12 protein-coding genes are annotated in these 14,105 nt (G+C 68.6%); 11 read left to right on the top strand and 1 reads right to left on the bottom strand.

Going from position 1 to position 14,105, the window contains the following annotated elements; genetic code table 11:
• Positions 1–78: 78 nt before the first annotated feature.
• Positions 79–2,712 carry an alanine--tRNA ligase gene (gene alaS, locus AC07OD_RS22870; protein ID WP_218338689.1) on the bottom strand — a complete coding sequence of 878 codons (2,634 nt, stop codon included), beginning with the start codon at positions 2,710–2,712 and terminating at the stop codon, positions 79–81.
• 475 nt (positions 2,713–3,187) lie between these two features.
• On the opposite strand from alaS, the gene AC07OD_RS22865 reads away from it, so the two are divergent.
• From AC07OD_RS22865 to AC07OD_RS22815, 11 genes are all read left to right on the top strand, one after another.
• Complete coding sequence (locus tag AC07OD_RS22865; RefSeq protein WP_218338690.1) at positions 3,188–4,102, top strand: dihydrodipicolinate synthase family protein; 915 nt, start codon at positions 3,188–3,190, stop codon at positions 4,100–4,102.
• An 83-nt stretch (positions 4,103–4,185) separates the two neighbouring features.
• Positions 4,186–5,328, top strand: a complete 1,143-nt coding sequence (locus AC07OD_RS22860; protein ID WP_492245320.1) for a branched-chain amino acid ABC transporter substrate-binding protein — start codon at positions 4,186–4,188, stop codon at positions 5,326–5,328.
• Between the two features lie 85 nt (positions 5,329–5,413).
• Positions 5,414–6,352 carry a 4-hydroxyproline epimerase gene (locus AC07OD_RS22855; RefSeq protein WP_494598203.1) on the top strand — a complete coding sequence of 313 codons (939 nt, stop codon included), beginning with the start codon at positions 5,414–5,416 and terminating at the stop codon, positions 6,350–6,352.
• Between the two features lie 36 nt (positions 6,353–6,388).
• The gene (locus AC07OD_RS22850) at positions 6,389–7,510 is read left to right on the top strand and encodes an NAD(P)/FAD-dependent oxidoreductase (RefSeq protein ID WP_494598121.1); all 1,122 of its coding nucleotides are present in this window, start codon (positions 6,389–6,391) and stop codon (positions 7,508–7,510) included.
• Positions 7,507–7,782 carry a 2Fe-2S iron-sulfur cluster-binding protein gene (locus tag AC07OD_RS22845; protein ID WP_492245322.1) on the top strand — a complete coding sequence of 92 codons (276 nt, stop codon included), beginning with the start codon at positions 7,507–7,509 and terminating at the stop codon, positions 7,780–7,782. Before AC07OD_RS22850 ends, AC07OD_RS22845 begins: the two co-directional genes overlap by 4 nt.
• A complete protein-coding gene (locus AC07OD_RS22840; RefSeq protein ID WP_494598120.1) occupies positions 7,779–9,080 on the top strand; it encodes an FAD-dependent oxidoreductase in 1,302 nt (433 codons plus the stop codon). Before AC07OD_RS22845 ends, AC07OD_RS22840 begins: the two co-directional genes overlap by 4 nt.
• Positions 9,077–10,123: an Ldh family oxidoreductase gene (locus tag AC07OD_RS22835; RefSeq protein ID WP_492255302.1), complete on the top strand. Its 1,047-nt coding sequence runs from the start codon at positions 9,077–9,079 to the stop codon at positions 10,121–10,123. Before AC07OD_RS22840 ends, AC07OD_RS22835 begins: the two co-directional genes overlap by 4 nt.
• A gap of 128 nt (positions 10,124–10,251) precedes the next feature.
• Positions 10,252–10,890, top strand: coding sequence for a TRAP transporter small permease (locus tag AC07OD_RS22830; RefSeq protein ID WP_492805335.1), 639 nt, complete (start codon positions 10,252–10,254; stop codon positions 10,888–10,890).
• A gap of 16 nt (positions 10,891–10,906) precedes the next feature.
• Positions 10,907–12,172 (top strand): TRAP transporter large permease, encoded by a 1,266-nt coding sequence (locus AC07OD_RS22825; protein WP_218295176.1) that lies wholly within the window; start codon positions 10,907–10,909, stop codon positions 12,170–12,172.
• 57 nt (positions 12,173–12,229) lie between these two features.
• Positions 12,230–13,231, top strand: a complete 1,002-nt coding sequence (locus AC07OD_RS22820; protein WP_494598119.1) for a TRAP transporter substrate-binding protein — start codon at positions 12,230–12,232, stop codon at positions 13,229–13,231.
• Between the two features lie 104 nt (positions 13,232–13,335).
• Entirely contained in the window at positions 13,336–14,010 is a 675-nt protein-coding gene (locus AC07OD_RS22815; protein ID WP_494598118.1) for a GntR family transcriptional regulator, read from the top strand.
• The last annotated feature ends 95 nt before the right edge of the window (positions 14,011–14,105 follow it).

Below are 14,105 nucleotides of genomic sequence, written 5' to 3'. Positions count from 1 at the left end.
AGGCGGTGGCCCGTCATCCCCTATTTCGCCGCTCGGCGGTGGCCGCCCGGACCACCGCTCCGCAGGGCGTCCAGGTCCTCAGATTTTCTGCGCCACCCAGCCGGCCACCGAGGCGAGCGCCGCGGGCAGGCTGGAGGCATCGGTGCCGCCCGCCATGGCCATGTCGGGCTTGCCGCCGCCCTTGCCGCCCACTTGCTGGGCCACGAAGTTGACCAGCTCGCCCGCCTTCAGGCGGCCCACGCTGTCGGCCGTGACGCCGGCGGCGATCTGCACCTTGTCGCCATCGACGGCGGCCAGCACGATCGCGGCGGTCTTGAGCTTGTCCTTGAGCTTGTCCATGGTGTCGCGCAGGGTCTTGGCGTCGGCGCCGGGCAAGGCAGCGGCCAGTACCTTGAGGCCCTTCACATCGACGGCCTGGTTCACCAGCTCGTCGCCTTGGTTGGACGCCAGCTTGCCCTTGAGCGCCGCCACTTCCTTCTCCAGCGCGCGCGCGTTGTCGAGTGCCTGGGCGATCCGGCCATTGAGTTCGCTCACGGGGGCCTTCAGCGTACCGGCGGCCTGGGTCACGGTGTCTTCAAGCTGCTGCAGGTAGGCGAGCGCGTTGGCGCCGGTCACGGCTTCGATACGGCGCACGCCCGCGGCCACGCCGCCTTCGGCGACCACCTTGAACAGGCCGATGTCGCCGGTGCGCTGCACGTGCGTGCCGCCGCACAGTTCGCGGCTGGTGCCGATGTCCAGCACGCGCACGGTTTCACCGTATTTCTCGCCGAACAGCATCACGGCACCGGTCTTCTGGGCCGACTCGATGTCCATCACGCGGGCCTGCGTGGGCTGGTTGGCCAGGATTTCCTCGTTCACGCGGCGCTCCACCTCGCGGATTTCCGCTGCGGTTACGGCGCCGTTGTGCGTGAAGTCGAAGCGGGTGCGGTCGGCATTGACCAGGCTGCCCTTTTGCTGCACGTGGCCGCCCAGCACTTCGCGCAGGGCCTTGTGCATGATGTGCGTCACCGAGTGGTTGCGCACCGTGGCCGCACGCACGGCCGTGTTCACCTGGGCCTGCACGGTGTCGCCCACGTTCAGGGTGCCCTCTTCGAGCGTGCCGTGGTGGCCATACACGTCGGCCTTGATCTTGAGCGTGTCGCCCACCGCGAAGCGGGCCGAGCCACTGGTGATGACGCCTTCGTCGCCCACCTGGCCGCCGCTTTCGGCATAGAACGGGGTCGTGTCGAGCACCACCACGCCGTTTTGACCACTCTTCAGGGCGGCAGCGCTTGTCCCGTCCACGTAGATAGCTACGATCTTTGCAGTTTCCGCCAGGTGTTCGTAGCCGGTGAACTGGTTGGCCGCGCCGGTGTACTCCAGCGCCTTGTCCATCTTGAACTTGCCAGCGGCGCGGGCCTGGGCCTTCTGTTTTTCCATGGCGACCTTGAAACCGGCCTCGTCCACCTCGACGTCGCGCTCGCGGCACACGTCGTTGGTCAGGTCCAGCGGGAAGCCGTAGGTGTCGTGCAGCTTGAAGGCCACGTCGCCGGGCAGCACCTTGGCGCCACCGCCCAGGGCTGCGTCCAGAATCTCCATGCCATTGGCCAGGGTCTCGAAGAAGCGCTCTTCCTCGGCCTTGAGCACGTCGGTGATGCGCTGCTCCTGCTCGCGCAGCTTGGGGTAGGCGTCGCCCATCAGGCGCACCAGCTCGCCCACCAGCTTGTGGAAAAACGGCGTCTTCTTGCCCAGCTTGTAGCCGTGGCGGATGGCGCGGCGCACGATGCGGCGCTGCACGTAGCCGCGGCCTTCGTTGCTGGGGATCACGCCGTCGCTCACCAGGAAGGCGGTGGCGCGGATGTGGTCGGCGATCACGCGCAGGCTCTTGTTGTTCAGGTCGGCCACGCCGGTCTCGCGGCCGGCGGCCTTGATCAGCGCGTCGAACAGGTCGATCTCGTAGTTGCTGTGCACGTGCTGCAGGATCGCGGCCAGGCGCTCCAGGCCCATGCCCGTGTCCACGCAGGGCGCGGGCAGCGGCGTGACCGAGCCGTCTTCGGCCATGTCGAACTGCATGAACACGTTGTTCCAGATCTCGATGAAGCGGTCGCCGTCTTCATCGGGGCTGCCGGGGGGGCCGCCGGGAATGTGGTCGCCGTGGTCGTAGAAGATCTCGCTGCAGGGGCCGCAGGGACCGGTGTCGGCCATCATCCAGAAGTTGTCGGACTTGTAGCGGCCGCCCTTGTTGTCGCCGATGCGGATCACGCGCTCTGGCGGCAGGCCGATTTCCTTGGTCCAGATGTCGTAGGCTTCGTCGTCCTCTTCGTACACGGTGGCCAGCAGGCGCTCGGGCGGCAGCTTGTACACGGTGGTGAGAAGTTCCCAGGCCCATTTCAGCGACTCGCGCTTGAAGTAGTCGCCAAAGCTCCAGTTGCCCAGCATCTCGAAGAAGGTGTGGTGGCGCGCGGTGTAGCCCACGTTCTCCAGGTCATTGTGCTTGCCGCCGGCGCGCAGGCAGGCCTGCACCGACACGGCGCGGTTGTAGGGGCGCTTGTCGGTGCCCAGGAACACGTCCTTGAACTGCACCATGCCGGAGTTGGTGAACATCAGCGTGGGGTCGTTGCCCGGCACCAGCGAGCTCGAGGCCACGATGGTGTGGCCCTTGGAGGCAAAGAAATCCAGGAAGGACTTGCGGATGTCGGCAACCGAGAACGAAGGCGTGGTGTTGTGGGTCATGTGCGAAAAGGGGCAACAGGCCTGGATCAGTGAGGGGCCTCGCGCACGCGGCGCGGCCACCCGGTTTATGGGGAGAACCACGGATTCTATCGAGACGGCGGCCTGAACCGGCCTCCGGCCCTGGAGGCCCCTTCATTCAATGCCGCCCGGGCACGGGCGGCCTGCCGATAGGTCAACCGGGCAACCGGGTGCGGGGACACCTCGGCCAGGCCCGGGCCCTGGGCGCACCTGCGCCGGGCATGCATCCACCCCGCGCACTGCGCTGGGGCCGCCCGCGCCCCGCTGCGGGGCATGCCGGCGCCCGGGACACCCGCTTTGGGACCATCCAAGCGCAAATCCGGCTGGCACGCAAGATGCTAAATACCCTGACAAGATATTTTAAATATCTTCTTAATATATTTACAGCAACGCTACTTCATCGTCACCACCCACCCCCGCCCTTTTCCCATCCTTATTTTTCCTCAGGAGTCCATCCATGAACCATCCCCGCTGGCAAGGCATCTTCCCCGCCATCACCACCAAGTTCCACGCCGACGAGAGCATCGATGCCGAAGGCACGGCGCGCCACATCGACTTCCAGATCCGCAACGGCATCCACGGCCTGGTGACCTGCGGCTCGCTGGGTGAAGCCAGCACCCTCTCGCTGGAAGAAAAGCTGCAGGTCGCCAAGATCGCACTGGAAGCCGCCGACGGCCGCATCCCCGTGCTGGCGAATGTCTCGGAGACCAGCACCCGGGAAGCCCTGCGCTACATCGACGGCGGCAACAAGCTCGGAGTGGCTGGCTACATGGTCATGCCCTCGGTGATCTACGTCGCCGACGCGCGCGAAGCCATGCTGAACGTGCGCACCATGGCCGAGGCCGCGCAGAAGCCGGTGATGGTCTACAACAACCCGGTGGCCTACCGCGTGGACCTCAAGCCCGAGCACTTCGCCGAGCTGGCGGACTGCAAGTGGATCGAAGCCATCAAGGAAAGCACCGACAACATCCGCCGCGTGACCGACCTGCGCATCGCGCTGGGCGACCGCTACCAGATCTTCCTGGGCGTGGACGACCTGGCCTACGAGGGCCTGGCGCTGGGCTGCGACGGCCTGCTGGCCGGCGTGGGCTGCGCCTTCCCGCGCGAGACCGTGGCGCTGTACGACCTGATGAAGGCCGGCCGCTTTGCCGAGGCACTCAAGCTCTACCAATGGATGACGCCCATGCTGCACCTCGACGTCTCCACCAAGCTCGTGCAGAACCTCAAGCTGATCGACCTGCTGGTGGGTGTGGGCACCGAGCACATGCGCCGCCCGCGCCTGCCCCTGATTGGCGAGGAGCGCGCCTTCATCGAGCGCATCGTCAGGAAGGCGCTGGACACACGCCCCGCCGAGTACCAGTCCGTGGCCTGAGACGGTACCGACCGACAGGCTGCCCCCCCGGGCCGCAGGAGACAACAGCGGCCCTTCCCCTTCGCACACACAAGAGGTTTCCCATGACACGTGCATCTTTCGGATTTCGGACCCTGACGCCCGCCGCCATCGCGGCGCTGATGCTGGCCACACATGCCGGCGCCCAGGAACAGCTGGTCAAGATCGGCCACAGCGGCCCGCTCTCCGGCCCCAATGCCTTCGCGGGCAAGGACAACGAGAACGGCGTGCGCCTGGCCGTCGAGGAGCTCAACGCGAAGAAGATCGTGGTGGGAGGCAAGACCCTGAAGTTCGACCTCGTGTCCGAGGACGACCAGTGCGACGCCCGCACCGGGGTGAGCGTGGCGCAGAAGCTGGTGGACAGCGGCGTGAAGTTCGTCATGGGGCCGTACTGCTCGGGCGTGGCCATTCCCGCCTCACGCGTCTACAGCGAAGGCGGGGCCATGGTCTCCACCGTGGGCACCAACCCCAAGGTCACCGAGAACGGCTACAAGAACCTGTTCCGCATCATCGCCAGCGACACCCAGATCGGCTCGAACATGGCCGTGTATGCCGCCCAGGTGCTCAAGGTCAAGCAGGTGGCGGTGATCGACGACCGCACCGCCTTCGGCCAGGGCGTGGCCGACCAGTTCACCAAGGAGGCGAAGAAGCAGGGCCTGACCGTGGTGGGCCAGGAGTTCACGACCGACAAGTCCACCGATTTCCTGTCCATCCTCACCAGCCTCAAGGGCAAGCAGCCGCAGGCCATCTTCTTTGGCGGCTACGCCCCGCAGGCCGCGCCCATGGCGCGGCAGATGAAGCAGCTGGGCCTCACGGCCAAGCTCTTGGGTGGCGACACGCTGTGCAGCCCCGAGGTCGGCAAGCTCGGTGGCGAAGCGGTGAACGACACCGTGTTCTGCGCCCAGGGCGGCACCATGCTCGACAAGGCCGCGAACGGCCCGGCCTTCAAGGCGAAATACAAGGCGCGCTTCAAGCTGGATGCCGATGCCTATGCGGCGTCCTACTACGACCAGGTGATGTTCATGGCCGATGCCATGCAGAAGGCCCAGTCCGTGGAACCCGCCAAGGTCGGCGCGCAGATGCTCCAGGGCAGCCACCAGGGCGTGGCGGGCACCTATGCCTACGACGACAAGGGCAACCTCAAGCAAGCTCCCATCACGGTGCTCACGTTCAAGAACGCCGCCCCCGTGCCGCTGGCCAGCTATTGAAACTCCGCCGCGAAATCGTGGCGGCCCGCCGCTACGATGCCTGCACCTTTCTGCCATGTGACCGACCATGACCCACGACACCCGCATGCAACGCATACAGATCCTCGACTCCCACACCGGGGGTGAACCCACGCGGCTCGTGGTGGGCGGCTTTCCCGACCTGGGCACCGGCAGCATGGCAGAGCGCCGCGCCCTGCTGGCCAGCCAGCACGATGCCTGGCGCGCGGCCACGGTGCTCGAGCCGCGCGGCAACGACGTGATCGTGGGCGCGCTGCTGTGCGCGCCGCAGGACCCGGCCAATGCGGCGGGCGTGATCTTCTTCAACAACACCGGCTACCTCGGCATGTGCGGCCACGGCACCATCGGCCTGGTGGCCTCGCTGGCCTACCTGGGCCGCATCGAGCCGGGCGAGCACGGCATCGAGACGCCCGTGGGCACGGTGACCACCACGCTGCACGAGGATGGCTCGGTCAGCGTGCGCAACGTGCCGGCCTACCGGCTGCACCAGGGCCTGTCGCTCCAGGTGCCGGGCATCGGCACCGTCACGGGCGACGTGGCCTGGGGCGGCAACTGGTTCTTCCTGATGAGCGGGCACGGCCAGCGCGTGGCCAGCGACAACCTGCAGGCGCTGACCGACTACACCAGCGCCATCCAGCAGGCCCTGAAGGACCAGGGCGTCCGCGGCGACAACGGCGGCGAGATCGACCACATCGAGCTCTTTGCCGACGACGACGTGGCCGACAGCCGTAACTTCGTGCTCTGCCCGGGCGGTGCCTACGACCGCTCGCCCTGCGGCACCGGCACCAGCGCCAAGCTGGCCTGCCTGGCGGCCGACGGCACGCTGCAGCCCGGCCAGGCGTGGCGCCAGGCCAGCATCATCGGCAGCAGCTTCGAGGCACGCTACGAACCCGACACCCAGGCCGGCAGGATCATCCCCACGCTGCGCGGCACGGCCCACATGAGCGCCGAGGCCACGCTGCTGATCGAGGCCAGCGACCCCTTCGGCTGGGGCATCCGGCTCTAAGCCCCCCTTTTCAGGCACACCCACCCGGCAGGCACCATGCAACACGCGGACGTCATCGTCATCGGAGCAGGCATCGTCGGCGCGGCCTGCGCCCATGTCCTCGCAGGCCGTGGCCTGCATGTGCTGGTGCTGGACGCCCGGCTGGGCGGCGCCACGGCGGCCGGCATGGGCCACTTGGTGGTGATGGACGACAACCCCGCCGAGCTGGCGCTGAGCCAGGCATCCCTGGCGCTCTGGCATGCGTGGGGACCACGGATGACGGCCGACCAGCCCGGCTGCGCCTACACCAACTGCGGCACGCTCTGGCTGGCCGCCAACGACGCCGAGATGGCCGGCGCCGAAGAAAAAGCCCAGCGCCTGCAGCGCCACGGCCTGTCCTGTGACCTGCTGGACGCCGCCACCCTGCGGCGCCTGGAACCCGCCCTGCGCCCCGGACTGCGGGGCGCACTGAAGGTGCCCGGCGACAGCGTGGTGTATGCCCCCAATGCCGCCCAGTGGCTGCTGCAGCAGGCACCGCGCCAGATCCGCTTCGAGCAGGCCGAGGCATACCGCATCGAGGGCGGCCGGGTGCAGCTGGTGGACGGCAGCTGGCGCGAAGCCCAGGCCGTGGTGCTGGCCGCCGGCATCCATGCCACGCGCTTGTGCCCCGAGCTCCCCATCCGCCCCAAGAAGGGCCACCTGCTCATCACCGACCGCTACCCCGGCGTGGTGCGGCACCAGCTGGTGGAGCTGGGCTACATCAGCAACGCCCACCAGACCGACGGCACCTCCGTGGCGTTCAACCTGCAGCCCCGGCCCACCGGGCAACTGCTGCTGGGCTCATCGCGCCAGTTCGACACCACCGACCCGGCCATCGACCAGGACGTGCTGGCCCGGATGCTGCGCCGCGCCTTGGACTACATGCCCGGCCTGGCCGGGCTGAACGCCATCCGCACCTGGACGGGATTTCGCGCCACCACGCCCGACAGCCTGCCCATCATCGGGCGCCACCCCACCCGCGACCAGCTCTGGCTGGCCGTGGGCCACGAAGGCCTGGGCGTGACCACCGCCCCCGCCACCGCCGAGTTGCTGGCGGCGCAGCTGACCGGTGGCCCCCTGCCCCTGGACCCCGCCCCCTTCGCGGCGCAGCGCTTCAGCCTGGAAGGCCTGGCGGCATGAGCACATCCACTCCCCTGGTACACGCCGTCATCGACGGCACCACCATCGAGCTGGCACCGGGCCACAGCGTCGCGGCGGCCCTGGCCCTGCTGCCTCCGGGCTGCGCCCGCACGTCGGTCACCGGCGAGCGCCGTGCGCCTTTCTGCGGCATGGGCATCTGCCACGAGTGCCGGGTGCTTGTGGACGGCCGCCAGCGCCTGGCCTGCCAGACCCTGTGCACCGACGGCATGGTGATCGACACACGCGGCCAGCCGCAGGCAGGTATGCCATGACCCCCCACCAGCGCTGCGATCTGCTGATCATCGGCGCCGGTCCCGCCGGCATGGCGGCCGCCCTGGCGGCGGCGCCCCGGGGCCTTGCCATCACCCTCGTGGACGACAACATCCATCCCGGCGGACAGATCTGGCGCGACGGCCCCGGCAGCACCCTGCCCCCGCTCGCTCGCCAGCACCGCGAGGCGCTGGAGCGCTACCCGAACATCCGCCTGCTGTGCGGCACGCGCGTGGTGGGGCTGGGTGGCCCCTCGGCGCCGCAAGATGCCCCCGCCTTGCTGCTGGAAGACGCCGAACAGGGCTGGATCCAGCACAGCCACCGCCTGGTGCTGTGCAACGGAGCACGGGAGCTGCTGCTGCCCTTTCCCGGCTGGACGCTACCCGGCGTGACCGGCGCCGGCGGACTGCAGGCGCTGATCAAGGCCGGCTTGCCGGTGCAGGGCCAGCGCATCGTGGTGGCCGGCACCGGTCCCCTGCTGCTGGCCTGCGCCGACACCGCCCGCAAGGCCGGCGCCCAGGTCATCCGCATTGCCGAACAGGCTTCCTGGCGGGCCCTGGCCGCCTTCGCGCTGCAGCTGCCGCGCTGGCCCGCCAAGGCGCTGCAGGCAACGACCCTGTTCAACCACCACTGGCGCGCCTCCAGCCACGTGCTGCATGCACAGGGCCAGGGCCGGCTGGAGGCCGTGCGGATCCAGCGCGGCACGCGCCAGGAAACCCTGGCCTGCGACCGGCTTGCCTGCGGCTTTGGGCTGGTGCCCAACACCCAGATGGGCCAACTGCTGGGCTGCGCGCTCAACGATCGCCAAGGCCTGCAGGTGGACAGCCTCATGGCCACCAGCGTGCCCCATGTGTATGCCGCAGGGGAATGCACCGGCTTTGGCGGCAGCGAACGCGCGCTGGCACAGGGCGCCATCGCGGGGCATGCCGCCGCGGGCGACACGGCCCGGGCCCAGGCCCACCAAGCCGCCCTGGCCCGCTGGCAAGGTTTCGCGGACCTGCTGCGCACCCAGTTCGAGCTCGGCGAGGCGGTGCGCCAGCTGGCCGCCCCGGACACCCTCGTCTGCCGCTGCGAAGACGTGCCCTTGCGCGAGCTGGCCTCCCGCAGCAGCTGGATCGACGCCAAGCTGCACACGCGCTGCGGCATGGGCGCCTGCCAGGGCCGCGTGTGTGGTGCCGCCACCCATGCGCTGTTCGGCTGGACGCCCGCCCCACCCCGCCATCTGCTGGCGCCCGCGCGCATCGGCACGCTGGCGCAATGCCCCACCCCGGTGGACGAATCCACCGGCATCCGCCCATGAACGACACCACTCCCCTTCCCGCCCCCGCCAGCTCCGCGATGGTGCACGTCCCCCTGGACGACCTGATGGCCCTGGCGCGTGCCGTGCTGCTGCGTCTGGGCCTGGGCGAAGCCCACGCGGGCGCCATGGCCCGCGTCATCGTGGCCGGGCAGCGTGATGCCTGCCAGTCGCACGGCGTCTACCGGCTCACCAGCTGTGCCCACACGGTGCGCACCGGCAAGGTGGAGCTGCAGGCCCTGCCAGTGCTGCAGGCGGGCGCCGGCCCGGTGGTGCGGGTGGACGCCCAGGGGGCGTTTTCACCCCTGGCTTTCGAACAAGGCCTGCCCGCGCTGGTGGAGGCCACCCGCCGCCACGGCATGGGTGCGCTGGTCATCAACCGCTGCGTGCACTTCTCGGCACTGTGGCCCGAGATCGAGGCCCTCACCGCCCACGGCCTGGCGGCCCTGGCGCTCACGCCCAGCCACGCCTGGGTGGCGCCGGCCGGCGGGCACCAGCCCGTCTTCGGCACCAACCCCATCGCCTTCGGCTGGCCACGCCCGGGTCCCCACCCCTATGTGTTCGACTTCGCCACCAGCGCCATCGCGCGCGGCGACCTGGAGCTGCACCGCCGCGCGGGCCAGCCCCTGCCCGAGGGCTGCGGGGTGGACGGCCAGGGCCGGCCTTCCACCGATCCGGTGGCCGTGGCGCGGGGCGCCATGCGCACCTTTGGCGGGCACAAGGGCTCGGCCCTGGCCACCATGGTCGAGCTCATGGCCGGCACGCTGATCGGCGACTGGACCAGCCGCGAATCCATCGCCCACGACGCGGGCGCCGGCGCCACGCCCCTGCATGGCGAACTGGTGCTGGCCTTCGACCCCGCCCAGTTTGCGGGCGGCGATGCGGCCCCCCACCAGGCGCGTGCCGAGGCGATGTTCGATGCCATCACCGGCCAGGGCGCCCGGCTGCCCTCGCAGCGCCGCTTCGCCGCCCGGGCGCGCAGCCTGGCCGAGGGCGCGGCGGTGCCGCGCGCCCTGTACGAAGAGATTCTCGCGATGGCAGGCTGAACCCGGCAGCGCGGGCGCGCCGACCGGTAAGCGCGCCACCCGCGGGCATTCATCTTGCTTCTACATATATCAAAAAGATATTTAAACCGGCGCCCCATTCCCGACACCCAGACCACGGAGTCCACCCCATGTCCACCGCCACCGCTTCTCCCACCCCACCCGGCGGGCCCGCGCCCGCAGCGCCGGCCCGCGCGGTCCTCGCCCTGTCCAGCCTGGTGCTGCGCGCGGAGCGCAACTGCCTCACCGGCCTGATGACCTTGCTGGTGGCGCTGATCCTGCTGAACGTGGCCACCCGCTACACCGGCTTTCCCATTTACTGGATCGACGAGGCGGCGGTCTACACCGTGGTCTGGCTGACCTTCGTGGGGGCCTCGGTGATGACACGGCTGCGCATGGACTTCGCGGTGGGCATGCTGACCGAGAAGCTCTCCGAGAAATGGGCCAAGGCGGCCAAGGTCATCGCCACCACGGGGGTGCTGCTGTTTGGCATCGCCATGCTGGTGATGTGCTGGCTGTGGATGGACCCGGTGGGCATCGCCCGCTACGGCTTCGACGCCAAGGAATTCGGTGCCGAGACCTTCAACTTCCTCTATACCGAGCGCACCCAGACCCTGAACTGGCCCACCTGGGTGCTGCAGCTGATCCTGCCGCTGTTTTCCCTCACCTTCACGCTGCACGCGCTGGCCAACCTCATCGAGGACATGGGCCTGGCACCGCGCCGCAGCCACCCTGGTTTCGACGTCGTCAGCGCCGACGCCGTGAACTGACCCCGGAGCCCGCCCCATGTTCACTTCCCTCTTCTTCTGCGCGGCCCTCATGGTGGGCGTGCCCATCGGCGTGTGCCTGTGCATCTCGGGCATCGCGTACATCTTCAGCACCGGCAACACCGTGCTGTTCCAGTCCTTTCCCATGCAGATGTTCGCGGGGGTGGACAGCTATGGGCTCATCGCCATTCCGCTGTTCATCCTGATCGGCGAGATCATGAACAGCGGCGGCATCACGCGCCGCCTGGTGGACATGTCGATGGCCTTCGTCGGCTCCGTCAAGGGGGGCCTGGCCTACGTGAACATCCTGGCCAACATGCTGGTCTCGTCCATCATCGGCTCGGCCACGGCCCAGGTGGCCATCATGTCCCAGGTGATGGTGCCCGAGATGGAAAAGCAGGGCTACGACAAGACCTTCGCCGCCGGCCTCACGGTCTACGGCGGCATGCTGGGGCCGATCATTCCACCTTCAGTGATGTTCGTGGTCTACAGCGTGCTGGCACAGGTGGCCGTGGGCGACATGCTCATCGCGGGCATCCTGCCGGGCATCCTGCTCACCATCCTGTTCTTCATCATCATCGCGCTGATGGGTTTCATCTACGACTACCCGCGCAGCGAAAGGCGCACGCTGGCGCAGCGGGCCCGCACCGTGGTGACATCCAGCCCCACCCTGCTGATCCCGATCGTGATCGTGGGCTCCATCCTGGGCGGCCTGGCCAATCCGACCGAAGCGGCCGCCGTGGGCGCCCTGGCCGCGGCGCTGGTGGGGCGGTATGTGACCAAGGAATTCCGGCTCGGCTCCATGCCCGCCATCCTGTTGCGCTCGGCCATCTACTCGGCCATCGTGCTGTTCCTGGTGGCCGCCGCCGCGGTGTTTTCCTGGCTGCTGATCTACGGCAAGGTGCCGCAGATGGTGGCGGCCTGGATCCAGACCGTGGCGCACGACCCGATCACCTTCCTGCTGCTGGTCAACGTCATCCTGCTGGTCATCGGCACCGTGATCGACGGCATCCCCGGGCTGATCATGACCGTGCCCATCCTGCTGCCCATCGCCACCGACATCTACCACATCGACCCGCGCCACTTCGGCGTGGTGGTGGTGATCAACCTGGTGCTGGGCCTGATGTCGCCGCCCGTAGGGCTGAGCTTCTTCGTCGCGGCCGCCGTCACCGGCGCCAAGCCCGGCAAGATGTTCATCGTCACCCTGCCCTTCTTCCTCATCAGCTGCGTGGCGCTGGTGATGCTCTCCCTGTTCCCCAGCCTGTCGCTTGCCCTGATCAAGTAAGCGGCTCCATCCCTTCGCCCTCTTCGCATTGCCTCGCACAACTTCCAGGAGTTCACCATGACCATTTCCCGCCGCCACTTCATCCAGTCCACCGCCGCGGCAGCCGCCGCAGCGGCCCCGCTGGGCTTTCCGTCCGTCGTGCTCGCCGCCGATGCCAAGGAATTCCGCCTGGGCCTGATCACCCCGGCGGGGCACTCATGGAACCGCGCCGCGCTGCAGTTCGGCGAAGCGCTGAAGAAAGAGACCGATGGCCGCCTGAGCGTGACCGTGTTCCACTCGGGCCAGCTGGGCAACGAGACGGCCATGATGCAGCAGCTGCAATCCGGCGCCCTGGACATGGGCTGGATCCAGGCCGCAGAGCTGGGCTCGCGGGTGGCGAGCGTGGCGGCCATCAACGCGCCCTACCTGGTGCGCTCGACCCCCGCGGTGGCCAAGCTGGTGCGCACCCCCGCCGCGCTGAAGCTGCTGGAGGTGCTGCCGCGCGAGACCGGCACCATCGGGCTGGGCTGGGGCATCACCGGCATGCGCGCGGTGTTCGCCACCAAGGACATCGCGGTGCCGACCGACCTCAAGGGCATGAAGCTGCGCATCAACCCCACCCCCGTGTACCGCGACTTCTACCAGTTGCTGGGCGCCGCCCCGACGCCCATTCCCACGCCCGCCGTGTTCGACGCCATGAGCAACGGCCAGGTGGATGGGCTGGAAGCCGACATCGAGTTCTCGTGGAACCAGCGCTTCGACAAGGTTTCCAAGACCCTGCTGCAGATGAACGCCCTCTTCATGCCCTTTGCCCCGCTGGTGTCGGGCCGCATCTGGCAGGGCCTGGATGCCAAGGACAAGGAGCTGATCCGCAAGCTGGTGGCCCAGACGCTGGACGCCCAGATCAACGACATCGTCACCACGGAAGCCGGCCTGATCGACAAGTTCAAGGGCTCGGGCATCGCGTTCAAGAGCGCCTCCAGCTACAACCCCGACGGCATCATCCAGGAGTTCGACAAGCTGTGGCTGCCCAAGGCTCCTCAGATCGCCGAGCTGCGCAAGGCGGGCGCGGGCCTGTAGGAAGGGTGCGGGCGGGAGCGCTCCCCGTGCCACGGACCGCCAACAGGTTCTAAGATGCGGCACCGCGCCCCCGCGGCCAGGACAACGAACGCCATTCCCCCAGCATGAAACCGAGCAGCGCATCCCTCCCGCGAGACCCCGCCCCCAAACGGCGCGCGGCCGACGTGGCCTACGACGCCATCGAAGCCATGATCTCCACGCTGCAGCTGCAGCCCGGCAGTCCGGTGGTCGAGGCCGAGATCGCCGAAAGCACCGGCCTGGGCCGCACCCCGGTGCGCGAGGCGCTGCTGCGCATGGTCTCCATCGGACTCATCGCGCAGCAGCCCCGGCGCGGGCTGCTGGTATCGCACATCGACCTGGCCGACCACCTGGACGTGATCCAGACACGCCGCGTGCTGGAACGCCTGGTTGCCTCGTGCGCGGCACGCCGCGCCACCGCGCCGCAGCGCCAGGCCATCGTGCGCTGCGCGGAAAAGATGGTGGACGCCGCCGCGCGCGGCCATCTGGACGACTACATGCTGGCCGACCACGAGCTGGATGTGGTGACGCACCAGGCCAGCCAGAACCACTCGGCCGTCAAATGCGTGTCGCCGCTCATCGTGCAGTGCCGCCGGTTCTGGTACGCCTACCAGCACGAGGGCGAGGTGTCCGAGGGCGCGCGCGCCCACATGCAACTGGCCCAGGGCATTGCCACGGGCGACGAAGCGAGGGCCGTGGCCGGTGCGGAGCAGCTCATGGACTACCTGGAGCGGTTCGCGCGGCGCATCATCGACCAGTAAGACAGGGCACAGAGCACCGATTTGCTATAAACAGGATAGCTTCCAGCGCTTTACCACTCTGCGCCCGGGGCCTGAAAGGCACTGAATCCAGCAGC

The sequence above is a fragment of the Acidovorax sp. GW821-FHT10E03 genome, from assembly GCF_059415205.1.
This window is presented reverse-complemented; position numbering and strand designations above follow the sequence as displayed.

Excerpts from the sequence above, each read along its gene's own strand:
- AC07OD_RS22835 (WP_492255302.1), top strand. The coding sequence starts at position 9,077 with ATGAACGACACCACTCCCCTTCCCGCCCCCGCCAGCTCCGCGATGGTG.
- AC07OD_RS22840 (WP_494598120.1), top strand. The coding sequence starts at position 7,779 with ATGACCCCCCACCAGCGCTGCGATCTGCTGATCATCGGCGCCGGTCCC.
- AC07OD_RS22860 (WP_492245320.1), top strand. The coding sequence starts at position 4,186 with ATGACACGTGCATCTTTCGGATTTCGGACCCTGACGCCCGCCGCCATC.
- AC07OD_RS22815 (WP_494598118.1), top strand. The coding sequence starts at position 13,336 with ATGAAACCGAGCAGCGCATCCCTCCCGCGAGACCCCGCCCCCAAACGG.
- AC07OD_RS22855 (WP_494598203.1), top strand. The coding sequence starts at position 5,414 with ATGCAACGCATACAGATCCTCGACTCCCACACCGGGGGTGAACCCACG.
- AC07OD_RS22865 (WP_218338690.1), top strand. The coding sequence starts at position 3,188 with ATGAACCATCCCCGCTGGCAAGGCATCTTCCCCGCCATCACCACCAAG.
- AC07OD_RS22850 (WP_494598121.1), top strand. The coding sequence starts at position 6,389 with ATGCAACACGCGGACGTCATCGTCATCGGAGCAGGCATCGTCGGCGCG.
- AC07OD_RS22825 (WP_218295176.1), top strand. The coding sequence starts at position 10,907 with ATGTTCACTTCCCTCTTCTTCTGCGCGGCCCTCATGGTGGGCGTGCCC.
- AC07OD_RS22820 (WP_494598119.1), top strand. The coding sequence starts at position 12,230 with ATGACCATTTCCCGCCGCCACTTCATCCAGTCCACCGCCGCGGCAGCC.
- AC07OD_RS22845 (WP_492245322.1), top strand. The coding sequence starts at position 7,507 with ATGAGCACATCCACTCCCCTGGTACACGCCGTCATCGACGGCACCACC.
- AC07OD_RS22830 (WP_492805335.1), top strand. The coding sequence starts at position 10,252 with ATGTCCACCGCCACCGCTTCTCCCACCCCACCCGGCGGGCCCGCGCCC.
- alaS (WP_218338689.1), bottom strand. The coding sequence starts at position 2,712 with ATGACCCACAACACCACGCCTTCGTTCTCGGTTGCCGACATCCGCAAG.